A 25,739-nucleotide genomic window follows, 5' to 3' on the forward strand; every position below is an offset into this window, starting at 1 on the left:
ATCATGAGACGTAAGGTAGAGGGAAGCCGTGGCTATATAAATTTATAGAGTGATAGATAAAAATATCGCAAATCAGAAGAGACCAAGCAGTCCCCTCTCAAAAAAATTTCACTAAAAATCTTAAATTTCAATAACTTAAAGTTAAAGACAGCGTTTTTAAAACAATGGCACGCCCTCTGCTATATCCAGGGATATGAAGGTTGCAGCGTGTTTGCCTGCATCTCACAGACAACCCATGGAGTAGCGTAGAAATGGATAAGCAGAATTATCAGCTTCTTGAAGTAGCCAACGGCAAGCCTATCAAGATGTGGACCGAAGGCGTCCCGGTCGAAGGCGATGCCAAACAGCAACTGATGAATACAGCCAAGATGCCGTTCATCTTCAAACATCTGGCAGTAATGCCGGATGTCCACTTGGGTAAAGGCTCCACTATCGGTAGCGTTATCCCAACTGTGGGCGCCATCATCCCTGCGGCGGTGGGCGTCGACATCGGCTGCGGAATGATCGCGGCGCGCACGTCCCTGATGGCTTCAGACCTGCCCGACAACCTGCAACCGCTACGCAGCGCCATCGAAAAGGCCGTCCCCCATGGCAAGACTTTTGGCCGCCGCGACCAGGGCGCCTGGCAGAACGTACCTGATATGGCCGATCATGCCTGGTCCAGCTTGGCCAAGCGTTTCAAGGCCATTACCGATAAATACCCGAAACTGGAAAAGACCAACAACCGCAATCACCTGGGCACCCTAGGTACCGGGAACCATTTTATCGAGGTCTGCCTGGACGAAGCCCAGCGGGTCTGGTTCATGCTGCATAGCGGCTCGCGTGGTGTTGGCAACGCCATTGGCAATCTGTTCATCGAGCTGGCAAAAAAAGACATGCAACAGCACATTGCCAATCTCCCCGATAAAGACTTGGCGTACTTTGAGGAGGGCAGCAAGCACTACAACGATTATGTCGAGGCTGTCGCCTGGGCGCAGGACTTTGCCAAACAGAACCGCGCCCTGATGATGCACGCAGTGATCGATGCGGCCCGAAAGGTCATCACCAAGCCGTTTGAGGCAAACCTGGAAGCGGTCAACTGCCACCATAACTACGTGCAGAAAGAACAGCATTTCGGTCAGGAGGTACTGATTACCCGCAAAGGGGCGGTATCAGCCAAAAAGGACGAATTGGGCATCATTCCCGGCTCCATGGGTGCCAAGAGCTTTATCGTTCGCGGCCTGGGCAACGAGGAGTCATTCTGTTCCTGCAGCCATGGCGCCGGACGAACCATGAGCCGGACCAAGGCCAAGAACCTGTTTACGGTCGAGGACCAGGTACGCGCCACCGCACATGTGGAATGCCGAAAGGATGCCAACGTCATCGATGAGATCCCGATGGCCTATAAAGACATCGACCGTGTAATGGAAGCCCAGCGCAGCTTGGTGGAAGTGGTGCATACCCTGCGTCAGGTGGTATGCGTCAAAGGCTGATCAGCCTCACTGGACGAATGAAAGCAGACTGAACTGCATGATAAAGAAGGTTTTAACCATGGAAGAACTACAATTAGACGGGTCGATCGGCGGTGGTCAGATCCTGCGTAGCGCCTTGAGCCTGTCCATGATCACCGGACAGCCGTTCAGTATCATCAATATTCGTGCGAAGCGGAGCCGTCCTGGCTTGCTTCGCCAGCACCTGACTGCCGTGCAAGCGGCCGCCGCAATATGCGATGCGACGCTTGAGGGTGCGGAGCTGGGCTCGCTGAGCCTGCGTTTTCAACCCGGCGCAATCAAGGGTGGTAATTATGAATTTGCCATCAGTACGGCGGGCAGCTGTGTACTTGTCTTGCAAACCGTGTTGCCCGCCCTGCTCAGGGCACCTGCCCCTAGTCGCCTGAGACTGAAAGGCGGAACGCACAATCCTGCTGCACCACCAGTCGACTTCCTGCAAAAAGCATGGCTACCGTTACTGAAACGGATGGGCGCCCATATAGAGCTGGACCTCATCCGTCATGGCTTTGCTCCTGCGGGTGGAGGTGAGATGACGGTAGTGATCCAACCCAGCAGGTTGAGTCCGCTGATATTGGAAGACCGTGGTCAATTGGTCAGCCAGCAGGCGCAAGCGCTTCTGGCAGGCCTGCCCGAGTCGATAGGCACGCGCGAGCTGAAGCAAGTAACACAACGTTTGGGCTGGTCTCAGGACAACCTGCATACCGTTCAGCTACAGAAGGCGCAGGGGCCTGGAAATGTAGTGCTAATCGAACAACAGTACGAGGCGGTTACCGAGGTGTTCGCTGCGTTCGGGCAAAGCCGCGTCAGGGCAGAACAAGTCGCCAATCTTGCCATTGATGAACTGCTTGCCTTCGAGCGCAGCGGCGCTGCCGTAGGCGAACATCTGGCGGACCAGCTCTTGCTCCCCCTGTTGTTGGCAGGCAGTGGTCGTTTTACGTGTCTATATGCGTCTGAGCATTTGCGTAGTAATGCCGAGGTCATCCAGCGGTTCTGCCCGGTCCGCATCGTGATCGAACCCTTGAGCGGTGACTGCTATGAGGTACGGTTAGAGTCACACTAGGCCCGAAACCAAAAAAAGGCGCCTGACAGGCGCCTTTTGTATAAACAGGCTGCCTACTTTTGCAGCTCTTGAATTCGTTCCAGCAACGCGACCGTTTCAGGTGCGCCCATACGTTGTGCAGCTGCAAGAGGCGTTACGCCGTTAGCATCCTGGGCGTGAATATTGGCGCCTTTTTCGATCAAGTATTCAGCGATTTCGGCCCGATTGAACATCGCAGCCATCATCAGTGCGGTCTTGCCATCCGGGGACACGCCTTCCACATCGGCACCCTGCTCAACCAACAGCTTTACCATTGGCAGATTGCCCTTGAAGGCTGCACCCGCAATAGGACTCTGGCCGTTATCGTTGCAGATATTCGGGTCAGCGCCATGATCGAGCAATGTACGTACCGCATCGAGCTGTCCATGGTAGCTGGCCAGCATTAGCAGTGTGTCACCTTTGCTGGTGCGTAAGTTGGGGGGCAGCCCCTTGTCCAGCAGCTTGCCTAATGTGACTGCATCGCCACTGCGCGCCAAATCGAGTACTTGATGGGCGAACTCAATCGCCTGGTCTTCAGAAAGTTGTGCGTCGCGGTTTTCTTCAGTCATCTCGCTTCCTTGATATGCGGTAATAACAGTGCCGTTTATTGCGACTGCGTTCCGCCATTTTAATTCGTCCTGATGAGTGCCGGGGTGAAGAACGTATCTATCGGCTCACGCAAGGTTTACATAAGAACCCTGCATGGCAGGGTGTGGTGTCAGACCACAGCCAAGCCATGCACGGGTAATCATCTAGCAGAAAAGCGTCAGACTTCTTTCTTCTGCGTAGCCATGCCAGAGCCCAGATCAGCCCCAGTCAGAGGGTTGCTGGCCGGATCGGACGCTGTGCGCTTGACCATCTGCTCGACCACTTTCATGTCTTTGGCAGGCAGATTGACAGTAGCCAGACCATCACCGCCATCAACAGCAGGTTGCGGGCTTTCTACGTATTCCCACTCGCCACCCTGGTTCCAGGGACCACGCATATCGCCTTCGCCCTGGGACATGCTGAAGTACACGCTGGCAAATTCCGGCTTGCCTGGCAGCTTGCCCTGCGGGAAGTTCGGCTGCATGGAGTGCAGAGCTTTCTCGAAGGACTTCTGGTGAGCGATTTCGCGCGTCATCAGGAACTGTAAGGCATCTTTCACGCCTACGTCGTCGGTGAGGTTGATCAGGCGCTCATACACAATCTTCGCACGCGCTTCGGCGGCGATGTTGGAGCGCAGGTCAGCAGTCGGCTCAGTGATGGTATCGATATAAGCTGCTGTCCACGGTACACCTGCAGAGTTGGTGAGCGGTGCGCCACCACCGTACAGAACCGATGTAATGTGAGAATCGTTACCCGCTCCGGTAATGCTACGGTACAACTCGGCTTCTTCTTCGATGCCTTCGGCCAGCTGGCCTTTGTTGCCCTTGTTCAACATACCGACGATGGAGCCAATGATTTCCAGGTGGCTAAGCTCTTCGGTCGCGATATCCATCAGCATATCTTTACGACCTGCATCGTCTTCGGCCAGACCCTGGGTGAAATAGCGCATCGCAGCCGCGAGTTCGCCTTGAGGACCGCCAAACTGCTCAAGCATTAGATTGGCCAGGCCCGGGTTGGGACCAGCTACACGAACGGTATACTGAAGTCGTTTGTTATGAACGAACATACAGCTCTCCTATCCAGATTTAATCACGCTGTCCTTATCCCACTACTTCCCTTTTGGTTTTGATGACACCAATGGTGTAGGAGCCTGCTTAACGACGTCATGTACAGGCTCTGTAGAAGTGGAGGCAGTTTGGCTCCAGATAGTTCAGAGCAGGCGACCATTAGCCTGAATGCTTTTATCTATCAAGCTAATTAGAAAGTCTTATTGAGCAAACGCAGCGAAGCGGCTTTAGGCCAGTATTTTCGGAGCCTGCAAGGCGTTTCCGTGTCATTACAAGCAGGCTTTAAATGGCGCTTTTCATCCTTTAGTTCTCTCTGCCGCTGGTCGGCTAAAAATCTTTCCCTACCTTGTGACTCACTCGTTCGAAAACAGACCTATCAGTCACTGATTGAGACAAATCTTTCACGGCTTCTCCTATTGCTGCTCCGTCTATGACGTCATCTGCTCCATTCGTCGAAGCACAACCTAATATGATTTAAGAAGGTTGATAGACTTCACAGATTCCCTTCTCTAGCAGGATGCTAATCAGCCAAGGATTGGTCAGGTTTTTTGATTCTCGATTGCCGCTTATCCCTGGGCAATTCCAGCGAATACATCCCTACCCCTCTTTCTTCGTTGCATACGGCAAACGCTAGAGCAGTGTGATCTGCTCGCCTACGGTTATTACTACACACAGACGGAGTGACGGTAATAGCCTCAACTTCAGTAAAGAGAAGTACATGAAAAAGAAGGTTTTGATTGCAAGCGCCATTAGCTTGTCGGCTCTAATGTCTGGCTGCGCAACCGAAGAATCCCGAACCCTGGAAGTTGCCAAGGTGACCTCCGCTCAAAGTGTCTACCAAGGCATACGCCAGCCTGTTTCCGTAGGTAAATTCGACAACCGCTCAAGCTATATGCGGGGCTTGTTTTCAGATGGTGTCGATCGTCTCGGCGGTCAAGCTAAAACCATTCTGGTGACCCACCTTCAGCAGTCCAACCGGTTCAATGTACTGGACCGTAACAACATGAGTGAAATAGCGCAGGAAAGTGCCCTCTCGAAAAAGGGCCAGCAGCTGCGTGGTGCTGATTATGTAGTTACCGGCGACGTAACAGAATTTGGCCGCAAGGAAGTAGGCGACCAACAGCTCTTTGGCATTCTTGGTCGCGCCAAATCACAAATTGCCTATGCCAAGGTCAACCTCAATATCGTCAATGTTCGTACGTCCGAAGTGGTTTACTCAATCCAGGGTGCCGGTGAGTACAGCCTGTCCAACCGGGAAGTGGTTGGCTTTGGCGGGACAGCCAGTTACGACTCGACGCTGAACGGCAAGGTACTGGACCTGGCCATTCGCGAAGCAGTCAACCGCCTGGTTGAAGGGATTGATAGCGGTGCCTGGAAGCCCGTGCAATAAGCTTTACGTTCTAAGGAATGGATATGAAAAGCGTTTTACAGCCCTGCGCTGCACTGTTGTCGCTTACCTTGATCGCGCTGTTGAGCGGCTGCGCTGAACAGCCCAAATCGCTTTATTACTGGCCTGGCTATCAGGATCAGGTGTATCAGCACTTCACCAAAGAAACCGGCCCTGAACAGCAAATCATCGCGATGGAGGCCGGTTTGCAACAAGCCCGCTCCAGAGGCCTAACGCCTGCGCCTGGTTATCACGCACAGCTAGGCATGCTCTACGCCGAAGTAGGCAAAATGGATCAGGTCCGCCAGCAATTTGAAACTGAAAAGACCTTGTTTCCAGAGTCCACTGCGTACATGGACTTCCTGATGCGCAACTTCAAGAAGTAGGAGCTATCCCATGCGCAGTTTTTATCTCAAAGCGTTGTTTATCCTGTCTGCTTTCGGCTTGCTGGCAGGTTGCGCTAACCAGCAGCAGCCCTATGACTACACGGCCTTCAGGGAAAGCAAACCGGCTTCCATTGTCATTCTGCCGCCCGTAAACAAGTCGCCCGATGTGAAGGCGACATACAGCGTACTTTCACAGCTGACCTACCCTCTGGCCGAAGCCGGTTATTACGTTTTACCTGTCGCCCTTGTGGATGAAACCTTCAAGGAAAACGGCCTGCTAACCCCTGACGAAATGCAGGCGGCACCGCCTGCCAAGCTTCGTGAAATCTTTGGCGCAGATGCTGCCATGTATGTGGAGGTCAGCCGCTATGGCAGTACATATGCCATCATCAGCAGTGAGACGGTTGTAACGGCTTCCGCCAAACTCGTCGATTTGCGCAGCGGCAAATTGCTTTGGCAAGGTGCAGCAAGCGCAAGTACAGCTGAGCAGCAGCAGAACAGCGGTGGCGGTCTGATTGGTTTACTGATCACAGCCGCTATAAACCAGATTGCGAACTCGATCAGCGATAAAGGCCATGAAATTGCCGGAATCACTAGCCTTCGTTTGCTGTCGGCTGGCCGTCCCAACGGCATCCTGGTAGGCCCACACTCGCCCAGCTACGGCCATGAGCCCATTGCAGGACGCTAGTCAGAGCCTCTTATTGGGCGGATTGCCAAGCAATACCGCCCAATGCCTGTATTACCCCGCCTACGCTGAAATACACGCAGCTGAATGGAGGACTCGATGAGCAATCAGAGGCTTATCGAAACGAGCAAATTTCTGAGTTACGTCCTCAGGCATGAGCCTCAGGCAATCGGCATAGCGCTCGATAGCGAAGGTTGGGTTGAGATCACCACGTTGATCGCAGGCGCGGCCAGACATGGCCGAGAACTCAACGAGCACCTGATACGAGAAGTTGTGGTTGGCAACGATAAAAAGCGCTTCAGCTTATCGCCCGACGGAACGCGTATACGGGCGGCTCAAGGTCACTCCACCTCACAGGTTACTCTTCAGCACATCCAAAAAGTACCTCCCGAACGCTTGTACCATGGTACAGCTGTCCGTTTTCTGGAATCGATACGAAAGAAAGGTTTGATTCCAGGCTCACGCCACCACGTTCATCTTTCTGATAATACCGATACTGCCATCAATGTCGGCAAACGTTATGGCCAGCCGGTAGTGCTGGTTATCAGAGCCCTGGATATGCATCAACAGGGCCATCGATTCTTTTAGGCTGACAATGGCGTCTGGCTGGTAGAGCATGTGCCTGCTGATTTTATTTCAGAGCCATGAGCACAGCTGGCTGATAACACGCCTCACGGCTCATTTTGGGAAATACATGTTCGCTTCACGTCCCCTTTTTTACCTGCCCCCACTCCAAGCCGAACTTCGCCAGATATTTGCGTAACCGATCGGCATCGTTCGGCTGGGCCTTGGCCTGTCGTGAGACGCCGAACAGTCGACGCCCCGCGTCAGACAGGCTATCCGCCTGCTGGCAGATGCGGATGACAGACGCGAGCTGCAGACGATCAAAGAGGTCCATTTCCTCGGCCCGGTCGCCCAGAAGCAGATCCAGCCCATCGCTTGACGACTGAAGCCCCCAGGCACGGCGCAGCCGGTTGATCTCCTCCTGCACGTTTGCCTCATCGATTCGTCCGCTGTCCGCCAGAGTCGCCATGCGTGTAATGGAGGCGGACAGCTCGCGGAAGTTGCCGCTCCATGCAGCCTCGCTGGAAATGGCAAAATTCAGGTAACGACGCCGCGCTTCCAGATTGAAGCGCACCAGGCGTCCTTGCTCCCGAGCGTGACGCTCCAGCTCAAAGTCAATGTTGGGCTCAATGTCCTCTCGCCGCCCCGCCAACCCGGGTAAGTCGAACGTCCAGAGATTGATGCGGGCAAACAGATCCTCACGGAAAAGCCCTTCCGCTACGCGGCTGCGCAAGTCCCGATGCGTGCCCGCCATCAGTAGAAAATCACTGGTCACTTCTCTATCCGAGCCCAGCGGAAAGAAGCGCTTTTCCTCGACCGCCTTGAGCAACATGGCCTGCTCATCGAGGCCCAGTTCACCAATTTCATCCAGAAACAATACACCGCCGTCAGCCGCACGAAGTAGCCCTTCGCGCGCGCTCTGTGCGCCAGTGAAGGCCCCCCTTGCATGACCAAACAAGGTAGACATCGCACCGTCGCCCCTGAGCGTGGCACAGTTGACCTCGACAAAGCGTCCATCCACCTGATGTCGGCTGCGCTTGAGCTCATAAATGCGGCGCGCCAGAAAAGATTTGCCAGCCCCTGTAGGCCCTATTAGCAACAGAGGTGCCTTGGAACGTAAGGCGACGCGCTCGATCTGCTCGATGGTCCGGTTAAAGGCCATATTCCGTGTTGCAATGCCTGACTTGAGAAAGGCCAGACCCTCCAGGCGCTCATGCTGAAACCGGGTAGCGATACGGTCATAGCGAGACAGGTCAAGGTCGATCAGCGCATGGGTTCCTGATACCTCATTGCTTTCATCACGACGCCTGGCGGGTGACGTTTGAATGAGTCTTGCAGGCAAGTAGCGGGCCTCGGTCAACAGAAACCAGCAGATCTGTGCGACATGCGTACCCGTCGTGATATGCACGAGATAGTCCTCATGCTCGGTATCAAAGGCATAGTCCACTGCAAAGTCATGCAGTGCGCCATACACCTCTTCGAAATCCCAGGGATTACGTAGCGACAAGGCATGCAGGCGCACCTCGGTTTCCGGCGATACCTGATGGATATCTTCTCTCAGCCGCTCGGCAAGGTTCACATCCCGCGCATCAGTGCCATGAATCAGCTCAAGCCTGTGGACAAGCAGATCCTGCTGCTGGCATAGCCCAACCGTTGGACGCCATTTACTCCAGCGATTGGCGCCCTGGCCTACCCGATCTAGCGTCGAGCCGATAAAACCAATGGCAACTGTTCTTTTGCCTGACATCCCTATCTCATTTATTAAGCGAAGTGACCAATACTAAACAGGTTCCGGCCCTGGCGTCTCAATGGATCAATCGGCCGGGCTTAGCAGAACTGACTCTAAGCCTATCAGGCACCCGTCGCTTCTGCGCAAAACAGGGCCATAACCTTCTGTCTCTCTTACTGCCGCGAAGCAGAGAAACCTGGAATGCTTCCTGCCGAATGCCACTCTCGTATTACTTGCATCAAGGCACTATCGCTCCGGCGCTAGCGGTATAAAAGCACCGACATTCAGCCAGCTAATCAATAACCATCTATCAATTAGCTAGCTAACAATTATTATCATTAACCTCAATCTGAATTCAAGCGAGCTTGCCACGTAACATTATAGCGTTATGTTCAGGAGTATTTTATGACTATCAAAGCACGCAATCGCTGGATTCATTCTTCTATTTTTTCTGTATTGGCTGCCTTTTCTTTTCACGCTATGGCAGACACCAGCGGCCCTATTTCTACAGCCGGTATCACTGGCAGCTATGATCAGTACAAGCTGAAGTCCAACCTGGGCTCGCATAATGGACATTTGCCTAAAGCTGGCGTGTTCTATAACTACGGCAACAAGATGACCGGTGAGGAAGGCTTCATTTATCAAGGCGAAGCTAAGGTCAAGTTTGGTGAAAGACACAGCAATAAACTCAAGGAAGCTCAAGGCGATGTCGATCTTGGCTGGCGCATGGCCATCGACAACACCAACTATCTTGATGCTCTGGTAGGTGGCGGCTATGGCTGGACACGCTATGAGCCTGATACCAGTGGCGAAGATGTCAAGCTGACCACCAAAGGTGCATTTGCTAAGGCTGCACTGGGCTATAACCATCAGTTTGATGAGGCGACAACCTTCCGCCTGGAAGCCGGTGCACGCCGCACGTTCAACGCCCGGGCTCGCCTCAAAGTTGAAGATGTAGGCAGCGACCGCGTTGATCTTCGCGACCGCACCAATCCATACGCCGAGATGAGCGTACTGTTCAACCAGGGTGCCAACTCCATGCCTGTCATGGTCGGCGTTTACTATGTTCATAATGAATACAAACTCAAGAACAACCTCGACGTCGCCGACGATGTCAAACTCAAGGCCAATGAATACGGTGCAAAAGTAGCGCTGGCTTTCTAACGTTTGGCTATACGCCTATCGTATTCGACGAAACCCGAGGAAACTCGGGTTTCGTTCTTAATGAGATATCGCTTACTCTGCCGAAAGACTTCGATCAATAATTAATTGAATCACCATTTTACAAATAACATTAAAAAAGTTGTACATCACTAATACACGCCGATCTAATTGATATCGATTGGCCACCGCATTATAAACAGCGTGCTGGCTTACCGAGGCCACAATTGCTTGTCTAACGATTCCTATACTGGCTAACTTAAGATCATTATTCATTCAGTGTTAAGCCAGAAGTCCATGCCTTTAGCTTTTCAGTCAGATAAGTTTCTTAATGTTTTTTTCAATAACACCCCTTACCTTCCTAACGTATAGGTAATGGCCTTTGGTCAGCCTTGCTCATACACACGCTCCGTTCGGTCTTTACATTTTTATTTCCATTGGATTTGATGGAGCATTCACTGGAGCATAAAGCCCCCATCTGAAAGGACTCATGCCATGGAAAGCACTGAACGTCACCCACTATCCACTGAAATGCGTACTCGCGTTTTGCAAGAACTTGCTCAGCTGGAGCAAGAGCGCAACGTTACCGTTTTGTATGCCTGTGAGTCAGGCAGTCGGGCCTGGGGTTTTGCCTCGCGCGATAGCGACTACGATGTACGCTTTATCTACGTGGAAAAACCCGACTGGTTCATACAGGTTGACGCCCCGCGGGACGTTATTGAACGCCCCTTGAGCGATGAACTGGATATCAGTGGCTGGGAGCTGCGCAAAGCACTCGGTCTTCTGCGCAAATCCAATCCAACCCTGCTTGAATGGCTCGATTCACCATTGGTGTATCGTAGCGAGCCAGCGGAAACAGCGCGGCTCAACACATTAGCCGAAGCGTTTTACAGTCCACCAGCAGCTCGTAACCATTACCTTTCAATGGCCAAGAAAAACTTTCGAGGCTATCTGCAGAATGAAACGGTTCGCTTCAAAAAATACTTCTATGTACTGCGTCCTCTACTGGCCGTACGCTGGATCGATCAGGGTCTCGGACGACCGCCTATGACGTTTCATGAGCTGTTATGTACGGTGGATGACCGTGCCCTGCTTGCTGAAATAGACGAGCTGCTTGCACTGAAGCGAAACGCCGACGAGGCTACTTACGGCCCTCGCCGACCCGCTCTGCATGCTTTCATCGAAGAGCAACTGGAACGTCCTGTGCCCGTTCTGGAGCGAACCGCAGAAGATAGTCGCCTACTGGATGACTACCTGCGGGACGTCGTGAGGCGCCATGCATAACACTTGGTGGCGCTGCTCTTGAACTACCCTTGCAGGCGGCCCATTGGCCGCCTGCAAGGTGCCAGATACGCTCTATTCACCCCTACCTACCTTATTTAAAGCACATGGACGTCTAGCTTTGACGCCATGCTTACCGACAGGAGTCGGTCCTGATCGGTAGGTATACAACCAAGTCATTCAGAAGTCCTATGACAAGGAAGCGGCTTTCCTTCCCAGGCTCGCCAGGCCGCTTCCCAACCCTCATTATGATCAGCCTCAACGGTAATAATAGAGATACACGCTTGATCTCCAAACTTGCCAGCGAACGCTTTCGACAACTGCCACGGCACAACAGTATCGCGACTACCTACCAAATGCCGCTGCGGAATGCTGCGTAATCGCGCTTTATAACTCGATGGATCAAGTGAGCCGGACATAGGGCTTAATTGGTGCCACTCAGTCCAGGCGACAGGGTCCAGATTGCCCGCCAATGTCTGAATACTCACAACATCGTTACGCTGCCCAGCTAGTAACAGCGCGATAGCAGCACCGCCTGAATACCCTACCAACTCTACCTTCGTTGCTTGCGTACGCACCTTCAACGCATCCAGCGCCATGCTCATGCTACTGATAACCGCCTGGCTGAACCGTTGGCTCGTCCAGACTGCAGTAGAGCAGCCATTAGACATTATGAACTGACACGGCCGCGCCAAATAAACTGCGCCACCGGGATCTGACATCGCCAAGCGCGCCATCAACAATTCATGGGGGGTGGGGTCAAGACTAGGTTGGGAGGCGGTAGCCCAGGCATGCCCGTCTCCCTCAAGGTAAACACGCAAAACGGATCTGGGATTGAAATGTGCAGGCAAGACTGTCTGCAAAGGGAATGCTTGAGTGGAGAGTGTCTCAAGTCGATAGCCTGCTTGTTCAGCTAGGCCGCCAAGCTGCTCTCGTGGACTTGTGCAGCCGCCCAGCAGAGCGATAACAAGCAATACGCCCAAAGTGCGGTAAAAAGACGCCAACATAAAACTACCTATCAGGCGGCCCGCTGGATCAGCAGGCCGCCTGTACTCATTAGAATGCGTAGCGCGCTTTCAAGAGGAAGGTATCAGACTGGTAGCCTGTCTTTGCCGTGTAGTTGTAATTCGCACCCACACTGACGGCTCCCAGCTGGTAATTAACCCCTACACCAGCCTCATAGGTATCACGAACAGGAGAGGCTCCCGTCGTAACGAAAGGCGTACCACCGAGCAGGAACGATGAAGTACCACTGACACGATCACCAATGAAATCGTGGTAGGCCATCAGTGTAGCTTCAGGTTGAAGGTTGCCTTGCGCCAGCGGGAAATCAGCCGCTACACGCAGACCGGCACCTAGCTCACCTACTTCATAACGCTGTGCGTTATTACGCAGCGCTGCTGAAGAGCCCTTTTCACTATAGCCATCAATTTTAACGTTGCTATAGCGCGCAGCCACTCGCGGTTCGAGCAACCACTGCTCGGCAAACGTGTAGGAATAACCTGCAAGCGCATTCAATCCGAACAGCTCACTGTCGTAGCTGCCCTTGGCAACCGTCTCGGCGATATAGCGCTTGCCATCGTTATCGTTACGACCATAAGTCAAACTGCCGTCAACGAACCAGTTCTGCCAGTCATAGCTGCCATACAACGTAAAGGCATTCCCCTTCACATCCGTTTTATTACTCGTATCGGATGTTACGTTCGAGTTGAGATAGCTATAGGCAACACCTACCGTTGTACGCTCATTGAGCTTACCGTCAGCCCCAATAGCAATGCCGGAACTGTTAGCCGAGTAACCTGCAACGCCATCACGCTGATCCTGATCGGACGTATTGCTCAAGCCTTGAACCCAAACGCCTGTCTCGGTCAGCACATCACCAGACGAAAGCCCCGAACGCATGCCTCGGACTCGGCTGCCAATAGCGCTGTTAACGAGGTTCTGGCCTGCAACCGCCGCCTGGACAGAGCCACGGTTGACCTCAGGACTCAACCGCTCAGCCAGACGTGCTAGCGCCTCCTCGGACCCTGCATTGGCAAACGCCTTGAATACCGGATCGCTTGCCGTCAACCCGCCGATAGTGTTGTTCTTGAAGTTATTGACCGCGTCACGTGCGTTCTGCGATGCGCCCACATTGGCCAGATCAGCGTCGACCTGCTTATCTTCCTTCAGGCTGACCACTGCGTTAACGGTCTGGGCGTCCGTCGCGTAACTGTCCACCTTCAATAAGGAGGACGCGCTGGCAACACGCAGCCCGTTATCCTGCACCTGCGTGGCCTTGACCAATGTGTACTGCGTACCCGAAGCACTTGGCGTAAAGTCCTGCGGCTTTGCACTTAAGGCAATGCTGGAACTCGATGCAAATGCCGCCTTACCGTTAACGGTCAGGTACGCCGCGCTGGGATCAACCGCATTGGAAAGACGCATATCGATAGTGCCACCTGAGGCAACCTGCAAATCGCCGTTGATCGACGAGCCTGCCTGCTCAAGATTCAACGAGCCACCCGATGCAATATCGACACGCGGCGCGGCGATAGTCCCGCCACTGTACTGAGCGCTGCCTAAAACATTAACAGCAGCCATATCCAGCACATCGCCGTCGATACGTCCACCTATCCAGTTAAGGGTTGCAAGGCTACCGCCATCAATCGCCGTCTGACCGCCCTTGATCAGGCCGGCACGCTGGTTGATGGCAAAAGGAGAAAGCTGCTCACCTGTTACTTCAATAGCAGTACCGTCCGCCTCAATAAGACCTGTATTGATAATTCCTTGTTCAAGCGCAGCATTGTTTGCAAAGGTAGTTCCTTTGAACACAATACCTTTCGAGTTTTCTCCTGCCACTCGGATAGTTCCACTGTTGGAAAAGAAATCGATCTGCCCGCCGTACAGAACAACCGCAAAGGATTGATTGCCAATGGCTTCCATAGTGCCTTGGTTTTCTATGCGCAGCGGTGATGTAGGAGCTTCAATATCAAAGGCATTAGCAGAATAACCTTGGGCACGAATGAGGCCTGTATTGATGAGCTTGCCGCCAATGCTTACAGGCGTATCGCTCTCGCGATCAAGAATAAGCCCTGTTGCATAAGGTGTTCGAACATCGATTGTTCCACTATTAACAAAGTCTTTTCCGATAGTAGTGCCGTGTAGATAAATACCTTCGGCCTCGCTGTTATCAGAAGCTGCTGTGATAAGTATGTTACCCGCATTGATGATCGAGCCGGAAACCATGGCTTTACCGATTTCGATGCCTTCAGCATACTCAACATTGCTTAGCGTAATGTTGCCTTTATTAATCAGATCTCCCGCAATGACTGAGTTTGCAACGGAAGGATCAAAAGGATCCATTGTGATTCCACTGCTTCTGGTAAGGCCTGAGAAAAAATAGTTTCCCTGAGAAATTAAAGAGCCCTGGATATTTGCACCCGTGAACTCAACGCCCATTTTGTCGGTGCTACTCTGCTGATTACGCTGCCCCGTTAAATTAAGCGATTCTGTAACGGCTTCGCTGTTCCACAAACGATATCCATTACCTAAATCATATTCGAGCGCATGTGCTTGAACAGCCATAGCGGAAATGACTGTTGCCAGTAAGCTGCGACGAAATAAAGTCCTGTTCATAACTACATCCTGATGAAATGATTAGGTATTAAAAAAGCTCAGCCACAGGTCAATGCAGCTATACAAGCGGGAGGAAAAATAAAAAATGGGGTAAACCAGAGGCGGAACTGAAGAGCAGGCGTCACAAAGGCACTTGCATAAGGGTATGAAGGGCTTCCGGCAAAACTAGATAGGCTATAAGCGGCAGGAGGCATGAGGCTGGATATTTTGACTGCACTCATACTCTTGATTCCTCATCCATGGCGTACAAACGCTTTAAAGCTATTTTCATCCGTGAAATCTTCCGGTGTCTTTGTATCTATTCAGATACATCTCGGCATTTTATGCAGAAACTTGAGGCAGACTTACCTGACTTGGACAAGCGGTTCTATTCATGGAGCGGAACAGCCTTGCTGGCATTTATAGACAGGACAACAGCATGTCATGATCACCGATCAGCACCGCATCAAGCTGGCTCTCAAAGGACCGCAGCCCAGACTATCGCCCATACCATAATAAGAGACGTACGTTAGCGACAGAGATCGAGACGCCGATTGGCAACACACCTTCCGAGCCACGGGGATTACCGTGTACCTGAAAAATGCCAGCACGCTAGAGAACGCGGCAGCTATGGACAACCACTCCTCGACCCGGAACACGCAGCATTATAACTGACGCCTAGATGATATCTAGCCTTGATGAGGTCGAGCGAATCCGACTATAGGCGCTTGTGCTGAGCGGGCTTATACAGTCGTACCTCACTATATCGCTATAGAAAGCTGTACTGCTTCTGATAAACCGGTAGTGGCTCGATAGGTAGCCATGCCCCTGGAACATAAGGTGTATCCAGGGTTATTTGATATCCGTGATATCAGGCCGTTTGGGCGTGGATAACGGCGTATGCAGACACAAGGTTATCCATATAGCTACTTTTATGCTTTAAAAGGGAATTTGTTAAATTATAGACTTTATATCTATTATATGCATGCAAATTCTTTGCAATAAATTTAAATTCTACCCATTAAAGAAATGCCACACCTAGAAAACTTAAATACATTATAAAAGCAAATTTTATACAACCCATCTCCTCAATCTAGAAAAGCTGAATATCTAAGCTTTAGCTTTGATAAGCAGTTTAAAACCGTATCTTTTTCATCATTAAATTCTTTTACATATGTTAATACAGCCACTTCCATAGCGCTTACAAACTCAGGCACAGAAATTGAAGAGCTGTCCACATCACCTATAAAGAAGGAAACCTCATTAAACTCTGACGGGTCATCCCAGTCTTGATCAAGTAGATAAAAGAGACCTCCTCTAACATTAAAACCGAACCCCTCGACGCATCGCTTAAAATCCAGTAAAACTTGTTTTTCTTTCAACGATAGCTGATGAAAGCAAGTAAAAAAATCTCCATAAAATATGCCACAACAATCCAGCTCAGATTCAAGCTTTTTTAGCTAAGTAAAAGTCATAAATTATTCCTTTCTTCGACCCAAACGATACAGTCCTATGACCGTCGCCGGGACGACATCAGCCTGGATGAGGTTTAGCGGATCCGACCGAGCTAGTGAATTAAGATTTACCATATAAACTGGGAAATACTTTATTTATATCTTTATTAGGTATTAACTGGCCTTTGGAAAAGTCTAGTACATTAGAAATAACAATTATACCTCTCAAGGAAGCAGGGATATTTGAAATACATGCCATTCTTGTAGGAATCAAATGCCTGAAATAGTCTCCCATTTCAGTTGAACCATTGTAACCAACAGGATAGTCTTCGCCAAGACTATCCCCTTCAACCGCATGATAAATGTAAAAGCCTTTTTTAGACGGAACGTCATATTCTCTAATAACTGGGAACTGAGGGTCGGGCTTTTCATTTATAAGGCTTTGTATTTCTCTTTTATTTGAGCAGCTTCGATAAGTGCCTGCAGAATAACAATCTAGAATTGTTTTCCCTCAATATCATATTGAAACTCACTGTAAGCAGTGGATTCTTCCCACATAAATTCGCTGAATTCATCAAGCTTTTCTTCTACGCCTTCTAAATCAAGAAGCAGCCGAGGAATATCACTCCAACAGTTATTTATCATAACTGAAATATAGCCATTTTTATCGGCGGCGAATCATGTAACGATACTACCGAATCCTGGTTTCTAATTTTTATTTAAAGTACCCATTTACAAATACTTACCTAAACTTGGCGAATAGCGAAACTTATACAAACCGTTTTATTCGAAAAACAGCTGCCATCTCAATAAAGCCATGATTGCCATGGCAAAAACCAAGCATAGTATTGATCCTCTACAGGTCTCGCCCTATAAAGGTACGTTACGCTTCCAACCCATGAGGACGACCATGAAACGAATGACAGGGATAGCCATGACGCTGGCACTGGTGAGCAGCTTGGCGCAAGGGGCGTTTGCCGCCGATGGGGATGAGCCCATCAAGGCGTTGGGTATTGGATCCAAGACCTGCCGCGACTTGCTCAGTACCTGGAGCGCTGATAAGCCGTATGCCAGTGAGTGGGTGTCGGGTTATTTCACCTTCTTCAATGAGTCCACCCGCAGTGGAATCAAGAATATTTCAGAAGGCATGGATGACAGCCTGCGCATGCAATGGATCAGTGATTATTGCCGCAAACGTCCGATCGATACGCTTCAGGATGCCACCGAGGCGCTGGGCAAGGAGCTGGTGGATTATCGCCAGCGCATGAACCAGTAAGCCGCCCTTCTCATGAGGCGCTCTGGCGGGTGCTTCATGGGTAAAACTGCTTGACTCGCTAGCAGCATCAGCCGACGCTCAACGTTTTCCTTTTTCTGGAGCCACCATGTCGGCCTCTGTTGAGCATCTTGCCCCGGCTGCAGTTTTCCGTCATTTCGCAGCGCTTTCCGCTATCCCCCGCCCCTCTTTCCACGAGCAGGCTGTTGCTGATCACTTGATGGCATTTGCCGGTCGCCATGGCCTACAGGCTGAACGCGATGCCTTGGATAACGTCATTATCCGCAAGCCAGGTAGCGCTGGTTATGAGGATGCGCCTGTAACCATCCTGCAGGGGCATACCGATATGGTGTGCGAGAAGAACGAAGGCAACCCCATCGACTTCAACCGCGACCCTATCTCGCTGCGTATTAAAGGCGACCTGCTTAAGGCTGATGGTACTACCCTAGGCGCCGATAACGGCATTGCCGTGGCGTTCATGCTGGCATTGCTGGAAAGCCGCGACATTCCGCACCCTCCACTGGAGGCTATTTTCACGTCCCAGGAAGAAGTAGGTCTCAGAGGGGCCTCGAAACTTGATACATCCGGCCTGAAGGGTCGCTTGTTTCTCAATATCGATAGCGAAGAAGAGGGCCTGCTGTTTACCAGCTGCTCGGGTGGCAATCGCAGCGATATGCGTCTTCCGATCCAGTGGAGCGACGTTCCTGCCGGCTCAAGAGCCATGAAACTGCACGTACGTGGCCTTAAAGGGGGACATTCAGGCCTGGATATTCATACGCCACGTGGTAATGCGATTCTGTTATTGGGGCGCATCCTGAGTGATCTGCTGGCCAAGCACGATCTCCGTGTTGCGCATGTACAGGGAGGCTCGGGCAAAAGCAATGCAATACCCCGCCGCGCTGAAGTTACGCTGCTTATCTCTCCAGACAACATCGACGCTTTCGACGCCACCTTGAAGACATGGTACGAACGGCTTTCACAGGAATACGTGACGGCTGACCCCGGTCTTGAACTCGCACTAGAAGCCGCGTCCATGCCGGAGCGCTGCTTTGCCAAAACCACGACCACGGCCCTTAGTGAGGCCTTGATCCTGATGCCCCAAGGTGTTCAACGCATGAGCCCGGATATAGCCGGCCTTGTAGAAACCTCTACCAATCTGGGCACTCTGGACATCGTAGGCGACGAAATCAGCTTTGGCAGCGCCAGCCGCAGTTCGCAGCCTTCGCAAATGGAGGCGACCGTTGCCAAGCTCGAGGGCCTGGCACGGGTGATCGGTGCACGCTTCGAACTGCATGATGGTTATCCTGCCTGGCCCTTCCGGCCGGAATCCCCTTTACGCGACCTGTTTGTTGAACGCTTCACCGCTCAATATGGCCGTGCTCCTGAAGTGGCAGGAATCCATGCGGGACTGGAGTGCGGCGTGTTTAGTGCCAAGCTGCAGGATGTCGACATGATCTCCTTCGGCCCGGACATCCGTAACGCACACTCACCCGATGAATGCCTGAGCATTTCGTCTACCGAGCGTACATGGACGCTTTTCCTGGATCTGGTGGCGCATATCAAGCCGGGCTTCAAGGTTTCCTGAGACCCGTTGAGCCTGACCGCTCGTCATGGTGTCTGGCCTATTGCAGGCACCATGACATATATCAATACCTTCGCCTCGCAACCTTATTAGGCTGAGTCCATCGATTCGTGTCTTTGCAGCGGTATCAGCGCGGTGGTCTAGGCTGCAAGCAAGCCCTCCGCCGAGAGGCGCTGCTATCGATAACACTAGCCTGATGACAACAGGGCCGTCTTTTGCAGCAGCCTGAGAATACGGTAGGAAGCCTTATGAGCCAGCCTTTATCACCTGAAACCATTGCCATTATCAAATCGACGGCACCTGTCATTCAGGAGCATGGCGTTGCCATTACGACCCGCATGTACGAGCGTCTGTTTGTCGACCTAGACATAAAGGCGCTGTTCGACGAAGCCGCCCACAAGTCGGGCGAACAACCCAGACGCCTAGCTGCCGCCATCCTGGCCTTTGCCAAGAACGTAGACCATCTGGAAGCGATTCAGGGTGCAGTGGACAAGATCTGCGCCCGGCACGTAGCCACACACGTCAAGGCCGAACACTACCCTGCAGTTGCCAATGCCCTGCTTCCAGCCATCAAGGATGTACTGGGTGATGCGGCCACTGACGAGATCCTGAATGCCTGGGGCGAAGCCTATTGGTTCCTGGCAGATATCATGATCAACCGTGAGAAAACGCTGTACGGCGAAGCCTGCTAACAGGCAGGCTCCAGCAAAAGGCCCGCGCTTGGCGGGCCTTTATTTTAGTGGACGTGCGGGTTCATATCGTCCGGGCCGTGATTTGCTATCTCTGTAACAGGAGGCTCAGCCAGCAGGTGGGTCCCTACGCTTGCATCTAAAACCTCATGCTCCATGGTCTTTTCCTCTTCGCTCAACTGCTTGGCAGAGACAGGACTTTCCCTTCGTAGTTGATCAAGCTCATGAATAATGGGATCGAGCTGTGTACGAGGGTTACGGAACCAGTCCACTGACCAGATTCGGCGGATCCGCCAGCCCAATTGCTCCAGGACGCTTTGACGCAACCGATCCCGGTCCCGCGCGGACTTGGCTGAGTGGTAAGCCGCCCCATCACATTCAATTCCCATCAGATAACGTCCTGGCTGCTCAGGATCACGCACGGCCAGATCGATGAAAAAGCCTGCCACACCAACCTGCGGCTCGCAGGTGTAGCCGTGGCGGGACAAGGCGTCCATGACGGCAATCTCAAAGTCGCTGTCCGGGGCGCGTGCGGTTTCTTCCACGCGCGGCAGATACCCCGTCTCGGCATAGTGCAGGAAGTTACGCAGCGCGTGTACGCCACGACTCGACGTACCGGTAACGAGTACATCCGATGCCGTGAACGACGTGAAAATGTGCATACGCTTCTTGGAGCGAGTGAACAAGACGTTCAGCCGTCGCCAACCCGAGTCGCTGTTGATCGGGCCAAAGCGCTGGGGCACCTTGCCACCGGCCTCCATGGGGCCGTAGGTGAACGAGATGAAAATGACGTCTCGCTCATCCCCCTGCACGTTTTCCAGGTTCTTGATGAACAGCGGCTCGGCCAGTCCCGCATTACGCTCCCAGGCAAGCTGAAGCTCCGGGTTCTGCTTGGCGCGCAGCTCCAGTAGGCGCTCGATTTGGTCAGACTGCTTGACGTTCATCGCAACCACGCCCAGGGACTCCTGTGGGCGATTGAGCAGGTGATGCTCAATCGCTGCCACAACTGCCTCGGCTTCCTCTACGTTGCGCTGCTCGACGAAACGGCCGTTGCCGATACGCTCAAACTTGACGCCAAACTCAGCCGACTCGCGATGCGGTGAGGGATAGACCACCAGGTTACCGTCATAGAAGGCCGCGTTGGAAAACGCAATCAGGCTTTCATGCCGCGAGCGGTAGTGCCAGCGCAGGCGGCGCAGCCGGAACAAGGGCATGGCCGCATCCAGGATACTTTCGGAATCCTGAGCGAGGGACAGGTCTTCATCTTCTGCGTCGTCTCCCGTTCCCTGGCGTGCAAAGAAGTTGGTGGGCGGCAGCTGTTTCGGATCACCGACGACTACGAGCTGACGACCGCGGGCAATGCTGCCCAAGGACTCTTCGGGACGCATCTGCGAGGCTTCGTCCATTACCACCAGATCAAACTCCACTTCGCCCGCGGGCAGGTATTGCGCTACCGCCATCGGACTCATCATGAAGCAGGGCTTGAGTGCCTGCAGTGCTTTGACGGCACGCTGCATGAGACTGCGAATCGGCTGATGGCTGCGCTGTTTGCTGGCTTCGTGCTCCAGCAGGGCCAGCTCGGTGCGCTCCTTCACCTTGCCGGAGTTGTTGCCGGCAGGCACTTCTACCTGATCGATGTCGTACGCCACCTCGTCGCGCTGAATCTGTTTGAGCGCCTGGTCGATTTCGGCAAAGCGCGCTCGAATAGCCTCCTGTTCCTTACCGGAAAACTGCCCCAGCGCTGGGTTATCCTCTAGGATCTGGCAGGCCCAGCGGTCCAGCAAGCCCAGCAGGCAGCCGTCGGCGCATTGATCTGCAGTCAGTCGCTGCCGCTCAATGGCCACAACGGTAGACTCGAAACCAAGATCAGCCAGCCGGCTACGCAGTCGACGGTATTCGAACCAGTGATCGAGCAGGTCTTCACGTTCGGACGCCCGGCGCAAACGTGCTTCCAGCGCCTCGAATGTCGGCTCCGTAACGACCTGCCACCACTCGTCAGGCTCGATTTCTCCTCGCACCAGAAAGGCGTCCAGACGGTCCTCCCAGGCTGCCATGGCCTGCTGAATGACCGCAGCCTGCTCTTGCCACTCCTGGATCAGGCGTTCGGCGCCGTCCGCGTCCTCCTCGGCCAGACGTGCCATCAGATCACGCCCAACAGACAACGCCAGCAATGGCCGGGCAAGCTCGACGGTATGACGCCAGGAGTTGAGGGTGGCGCGGGCGCTTGAGGCTTGCTCAAGGGTCGGTAGCTCGCGGCCTTCCAGCACAGCCGCAAGCTGCTGGTCCTGACGCAGCTGGGTAGCGCTTTGCTGCCATGCCTCCAGGGTTTTGATCTGTGCCTGCAACCCATTGAGCGTTGGATTCTGCTCCCGAACATGGGGCAGCATCGCTTTGAGTGCCCCACCCACGCTCTTGAGCAGGCGGACCAGCACACCGTCAGCGGCCAGCAGCGGCTGTGTGCGCAGATCATGAGCATCAAAGGTAAACAGGGTTTCGAGGTCCTGCCTTAAATCCTCTACTTCTCCCAGATAGGCCAGCAGTGTATCGGCCTCACCCTGTAACGCGGCGATGTCCGCAGCGTCTGCCTTGGTCAGGTAATCCGCAATCCATACCTTGGCACCAAAGCCGCGCCCGCAGGTTTCACGGACCTGACGATACCAGGCGCGCAGACGCAAGAGCTCATCGACTTCTGTTTCTAGCCCTTTGAACAGTGGCCCCAGCTTTTGGGCATAGCCGGTATTCTGCGCCAGCGCCGTGCTTTCACGCTGAAACGCGACGGCCTCCACCAGCGCGTCGATGCCTTCGCCCAGCTTCACACCGGGCCGTACCAGCGTCAGCAGTTCTGCCTTGGCCGCTCGCCACTCGCCCTTGAACCAGCGCAGCAGAGACGCATCGGACAGCACGCGATGCAGATCCTCCAGACGCTGGCTATCGGGCAGGCGGCTGAACGAAAACACCTTGGATAGATGCTCACGCTGACGGCGCAGTTCGGGCAGCTGATCCGCGAGCTTGGAGAGCAGGATATCGAGCGCCTCGTCTTCATAGCTTCGCTGACGCGCCTCGACCAATTCGGCCGGCAGTGCCTGCGCCAGGAGAAGCAACGTACCCAGCTGCTCCAGTCCCTCCCGGTCGCTTATCCACTCGCCTGCCGCGCCCTGCTCTTGCAGGTGTTGCACGGCCGTATTGACCTGAGCAGCTGCCTGCATCAGGTCGCGGGTTCGCTTCATGAGGTCCAGCGCCTGTGACAGGTCCAGCTCTCCTTCCACATGCAACCGTAGCGCAGCGCAAGCCCGGTTAAGCAACTGGCAGATATCGGCGGAACGAATGGCGTCAGGCTTGAAACGGCGCGCCAGGGCTTCCTGCCCCTTGAGCAAGGCATCGAACCGCTCCAGCCAGTCACCCAATGCTGTACAGGATGATTCATCCAGCAAGGGCAGCAATGTCCAATCCTCGTCGCCTTGCGGGAGGATCAACGCGGGAAGGCGCTCCGCCAGATCAGCCAGTGCCTGGGGCGTGAACTGCGCGAGCGCCGGTGCCCCCATCCGTTCGGCCAGTGGAGCCCTGAGCGCAGCAAAGCGGGTCAGCGCTTGCCGGGCATGCTCAAGCGACGACATAAGGCCTTCCCGCTCGGTGCCGGTCAAACGGGTGAGGCGGCAGCCAAACCAGGGATGGGTTTCCAGCCGTCCCGGCTCGCCAGCTTCCTGCGCAGTCTTGCGGTAGTAGATGGCGTAAAAGTTGGCTTGCTCTTCCAGCTGTACACGCGAAACAGGCAAGTCATACACAGGATGCAGTTCGGAAGGCGCCACAGGCAGGCTCTCACGCAAACGGGTCGCCTGCATGAGAATCTGATGCGCCGTCATGCCAACCTGCTCGTAGGGAGCATGCAATTGCTCGACATAGCGGTTGAGCTGTCGCTTCAGACGTTCATAGTGCTCGATCTGAGCCTGTCGCTCCTTGGGCGAACGAAAGGTACCCCGTTTCTGGATTCGCTGGCGGATACTGGAGATCACCGCCTGCTTCTGGCTTTTATGGCTGTGCAGCTCCAGGCAGAAATCACCCAGCCCTGCTCGCTCTAGACGATTCTTGACCACCTCCAGCGCTGCGCGCTTTTCTGCCACGAACAGCACCTTCTTACCCTGAGCCATGGCCGCCGCGATCATATTGGTAATGGTCTGGGACTTGCCGGTACCAGGGGGCCCTTCGATGACCAGGTTTTCACCCCGGATGACATCCACCAGCGCACTATGCTGGGAGCTGTCCGCATCGTCGATCAGCGGATAATGCTCGTGCACCTCGGGCAGTTCATCAATTGCGTATTCAGCACTGAATCCAGCCTCGGCCAGAGGCTCCTTTTCATCCACCGAGGCGCCTGTCAGGCGCTGTACCAGCGGATGCGTCCCCAGCTGCCCGTCGCTCCAGCGCTCCGAATCAAGATCCAGATACATCATCAGCTTGCCGAATTCGAACAGGCCGAGCGAGGCAAACCGGCGCACCTGCCAGGTAGGCTTGGCCCTGAGGATTGTATCCTGTACCAGACGGAAATAGGCCTCGGGCGTCAGCTCTTCGGTGATGGAGGGCAACGCAATTCCAAAGTCCAGTTGCAACTTTTCCCTGAGCGACAGATTGGTCAGGATATCTTCGCCGGTGTACTGGATACGGTATTCGAAGGTCGCGGTTTCCGCGTTGAGCCTGCCTTTTTCCAGCTGCACGGGCACAAGCATGAGCGGCGCCAGACGCGTACTGTTGCTACCGGCTACAGATTCGTCCCATTCCAGAAAGCCAATGGCCAGATACAGGATATTCGCACCGCTTTCTTCCAGCGCGACCCGTGACTGGGCATGCAGAATCTGCAGGCGCGCCTCGAGTTCGGGCGGAAAATAAAGGCTCTGAATGGACTCATCCGAGTGCTTGCGTTCCCGGATCTCCTCCAGCACGGGAGGCTCTTCGATCAGGCCCCCTTCGTTTTCAAGCCGCAAAAGGCTGTCATCCACGACAGGCGCCTCGGCCAGTGTCGGCATGGGAAGTTCATAGCTGGAAGCCATGCCCAATACAGCAGCCCACTCGTCTGCAGTAGGTAGTTTTTTAACTTCGCGCATTTGCCCCGTACAGGGGTCTTTTTCCAGAAAGCCATGCTGCAGCAGCAACGCTTGCGTAGGCTCAGGCACGGCCGCAAAGCGCATCGAGCGCTCGGAAAGCAGCATCTCGAACAACTGGTCCGGAAGCTCGTCGATCACGCGAACGAAACGCTTGCTCCGCGCATGGGAAAAATTGAGCAGCCGGTTACGGGCGCTGAGATCGAGCAGACGGCTTCGCAGCCGCTCGAGGTTGGAGAGATGGCTGACGGATGAGCCTGTAGTGTCGTCCACGAACAACGTCCTCAAAACAGCAGACCGACAGCCAGGCTGTCGGTATTCAAATCAACGGTCATCAATAGATAAGTCAGTCTGTCGGTGAAAAGATGAAGAACAGAAAACACTGACCGTAATGGCGAGCGCCATACACTGTGCGCTTTAAAGCGCCTTGATCCGCAATGTATCGATACACATCAGATACTGTACATAAATACACCTGAAAAGCACGCGATATCCGGAAAAGTTCTGCTTAAAGCATGGCAATTTCTTGAGACATGGTCGGACATGGCCTTATCCGTGTAGCCTAACGATGCATTTCTGCCTGCAACAAAGCCGCAGAGCGGCTCCAACAAGCCCTGTGCATATCACCGGTGCAT

General features: G+C 53.5%; 18 protein-coding genes. 11 read left to right on the plus strand and 7 right to left on the minus strand.

The genetic code is table 11. The features are described 5' to 3' along the window. The first annotated feature begins 251 nt into the window (after positions 1–251). Together QWJ10_RS13735 and rtcA are read left to right on the plus strand one after the other, a co-directional pair. Positions 252–1,472 (plus strand): RtcB family protein, encoded by a 1,221-nt coding sequence (locus tag QWJ10_RS13735; RefSeq protein WP_289927154.1) that lies wholly within the window; start codon positions 252–254, stop codon positions 1,470–1,472. Positions 1,473–1,530: 58 nt separating this feature from the next. Beyond that, positions 1,531–2,550 (plus strand): RNA 3'-terminal phosphate cyclase, encoded by a 1,020-nt coding sequence (gene rtcA, locus QWJ10_RS13740; RefSeq protein ID WP_289927156.1) that lies wholly within the window; start codon positions 1,531–1,533, stop codon positions 2,548–2,550. A 53-nt stretch (positions 2,551–2,603) separates the two neighbouring features. Here rtcA and QWJ10_RS13745 read toward each other — a convergent pair whose 3' ends face one another. Then, entirely contained in the window at positions 2,604–3,137 is a 534-nt protein-coding gene (locus QWJ10_RS13745; protein ID WP_019366403.1) for an ankyrin repeat domain-containing protein, read from the minus strand. Between the two features lie 197 nt (positions 3,138–3,334). Continuing rightward, the gene (locus QWJ10_RS13750) at positions 3,335–4,222 is read right to left on the minus strand and encodes a manganese catalase family protein (protein WP_125889437.1); all 888 of its coding nucleotides are present in this window, start codon (positions 4,220–4,222) and stop codon (positions 3,335–3,337) included. 719 nt (positions 4,223–4,941) lie between these two features. Between QWJ10_RS13750 and QWJ10_RS13755 the strand changes: the two genes are divergently transcribed. The 4 genes from QWJ10_RS13755 to QWJ10_RS13770 all read left to right on the plus strand — a co-directional run bounded on the left by QWJ10_RS13755 (position 4,942) and on the right by QWJ10_RS13770 (position 7,269). Next, positions 4,942–5,613: a CsgG/HfaB family protein gene (locus tag QWJ10_RS13755; RefSeq protein ID WP_289927159.1), complete on the plus strand. Its 672-nt coding sequence runs from the start codon at positions 4,942–4,944 to the stop codon at positions 5,611–5,613. 23 nt (positions 5,614–5,636) lie between these two features. Then, the gene (locus tag QWJ10_RS13760; protein ID WP_289927160.1) at positions 5,637–5,996 is read left to right on the plus strand and encodes a DUF4810 domain-containing protein; all 360 of its coding nucleotides are present in this window, start codon (positions 5,637–5,639) and stop codon (positions 5,994–5,996) included. A gap of 10 nt (positions 5,997–6,006) precedes the next feature. Next, positions 6,007–6,684 carry a DUF799 domain-containing protein gene (locus QWJ10_RS13765; protein ID WP_289927161.1) on the plus strand — a complete coding sequence of 226 codons (678 nt, stop codon included), beginning with the start codon at positions 6,007–6,009 and terminating at the stop codon, positions 6,682–6,684. A gap of 96 nt (positions 6,685–6,780) precedes the next feature. Beyond that, the gene (locus QWJ10_RS13770) at positions 6,781–7,269 is read left to right on the plus strand and encodes an RNA 2'-phosphotransferase (protein ID WP_289927162.1); all 489 of its coding nucleotides are present in this window, start codon (positions 6,781–6,783) and stop codon (positions 7,267–7,269) included. A gap of 115 nt (positions 7,270–7,384) precedes the next feature. On the opposite strand, the gene rtcR is transcribed toward QWJ10_RS13770, so the two are convergent. Further along, positions 7,385–8,992: an RNA repair transcriptional activator RtcR gene (rtcR, locus tag QWJ10_RS13775; RefSeq protein WP_289927163.1), complete on the minus strand. Its 1,608-nt coding sequence runs from the start codon at positions 8,990–8,992 to the stop codon at positions 7,385–7,387. Between the two features lie 387 nt (positions 8,993–9,379). Between rtcR and QWJ10_RS13780 the strand changes: the two genes are divergently transcribed. Both QWJ10_RS13780 and QWJ10_RS13785 read left to right on the plus strand, forming a co-directional pair. Continuing rightward, on the plus strand, positions 9,380–10,138 hold the full coding sequence (locus tag QWJ10_RS13780; protein WP_289927164.1) for an outer membrane beta-barrel protein: 759 nt from the start codon (positions 9,380–9,382) through the stop codon (positions 10,136–10,138). Positions 10,139–10,630: 492 nt separating this feature from the next. After that, positions 10,631–11,419: a nucleotidyltransferase domain-containing protein gene (locus QWJ10_RS13785; protein ID WP_289927166.1), complete on the plus strand. Its 789-nt coding sequence runs from the start codon at positions 10,631–10,633 to the stop codon at positions 11,417–11,419. A gap of 173 nt (positions 11,420–11,592) precedes the next feature. Here the strand turns inward: QWJ10_RS13785 and QWJ10_RS13790 are convergent, their stop codons facing one another. From QWJ10_RS13790 to QWJ10_RS13800, 3 genes are all read right to left on the minus strand, one after another. Further along, positions 11,593–12,423: an alpha/beta hydrolase gene (locus QWJ10_RS13790; RefSeq protein WP_289927168.1), complete on the minus strand. Its 831-nt coding sequence runs from the start codon at positions 12,421–12,423 to the stop codon at positions 11,593–11,595. Between the two features lie 49 nt (positions 12,424–12,472). After that, the gene (locus tag QWJ10_RS13795; protein WP_354669629.1) at positions 12,473–14,761 is read right to left on the minus strand and encodes an autotransporter outer membrane beta-barrel domain-containing protein; all 2,289 of its coding nucleotides are present in this window, start codon (positions 14,759–14,761) and stop codon (positions 12,473–12,475) included. A gap of 1,340 nt (positions 14,762–16,101) precedes the next feature. Next, positions 16,102–16,395: a hypothetical protein gene (locus tag QWJ10_RS13800; protein WP_289927172.1), complete on the minus strand. Its 294-nt coding sequence runs from the start codon at positions 16,393–16,395 to the stop codon at positions 16,102–16,104. 982 nt (positions 16,396–17,377) lie between these two features. Between QWJ10_RS13800 and QWJ10_RS13805 the strand changes: the two genes are divergently transcribed. The 3 genes from QWJ10_RS13805 (at position 17,378) to QWJ10_RS13815 (ending at position 20,014) form a co-directional block, all read left to right on the plus strand. Further along, positions 17,378–17,743: an HdeA/HdeB family chaperone gene (locus tag QWJ10_RS13805; protein WP_289927174.1), complete on the plus strand. Its 366-nt coding sequence runs from the start codon at positions 17,378–17,380 to the stop codon at positions 17,741–17,743. Between the two features lie 106 nt (positions 17,744–17,849). Further along, the gene (locus QWJ10_RS13810; RefSeq protein WP_289927176.1) at positions 17,850–19,325 is read left to right on the plus strand and encodes an aminoacyl-histidine dipeptidase; all 1,476 of its coding nucleotides are present in this window, start codon (positions 17,850–17,852) and stop codon (positions 19,323–19,325) included. A gap of 245 nt (positions 19,326–19,570) precedes the next feature. Next, entirely contained in the window at positions 19,571–20,014 is a 444-nt protein-coding gene (locus tag QWJ10_RS13815; RefSeq protein ID WP_289927179.1) for a globin domain-containing protein, read from the plus strand. Positions 20,015–20,058: 44 nt separating this feature from the next. On the opposite strand, the gene hhe is transcribed toward QWJ10_RS13815, so the two are convergent. Continuing rightward, the gene (hhe, locus tag QWJ10_RS13820) at positions 20,059–25,377 is read right to left on the minus strand and encodes a DUF4011 domain-containing anti-phage protein Hhe (RefSeq protein ID WP_289927181.1); all 5,319 of its coding nucleotides are present in this window, start codon (positions 25,375–25,377) and stop codon (positions 20,059–20,061) included. Positions 25,378–25,739 lie beyond the last annotated feature (362 nt).

The sequence above is a fragment of the Pseudomonas sp. WAC2 genome (assembly GCF_030403525.1).
GTDB classification, from domain to species: Bacteria; Pseudomonadota; Gammaproteobacteria; order Pseudomonadales; family Pseudomonadaceae; genus Chryseomonas; species Chryseomonas luteola.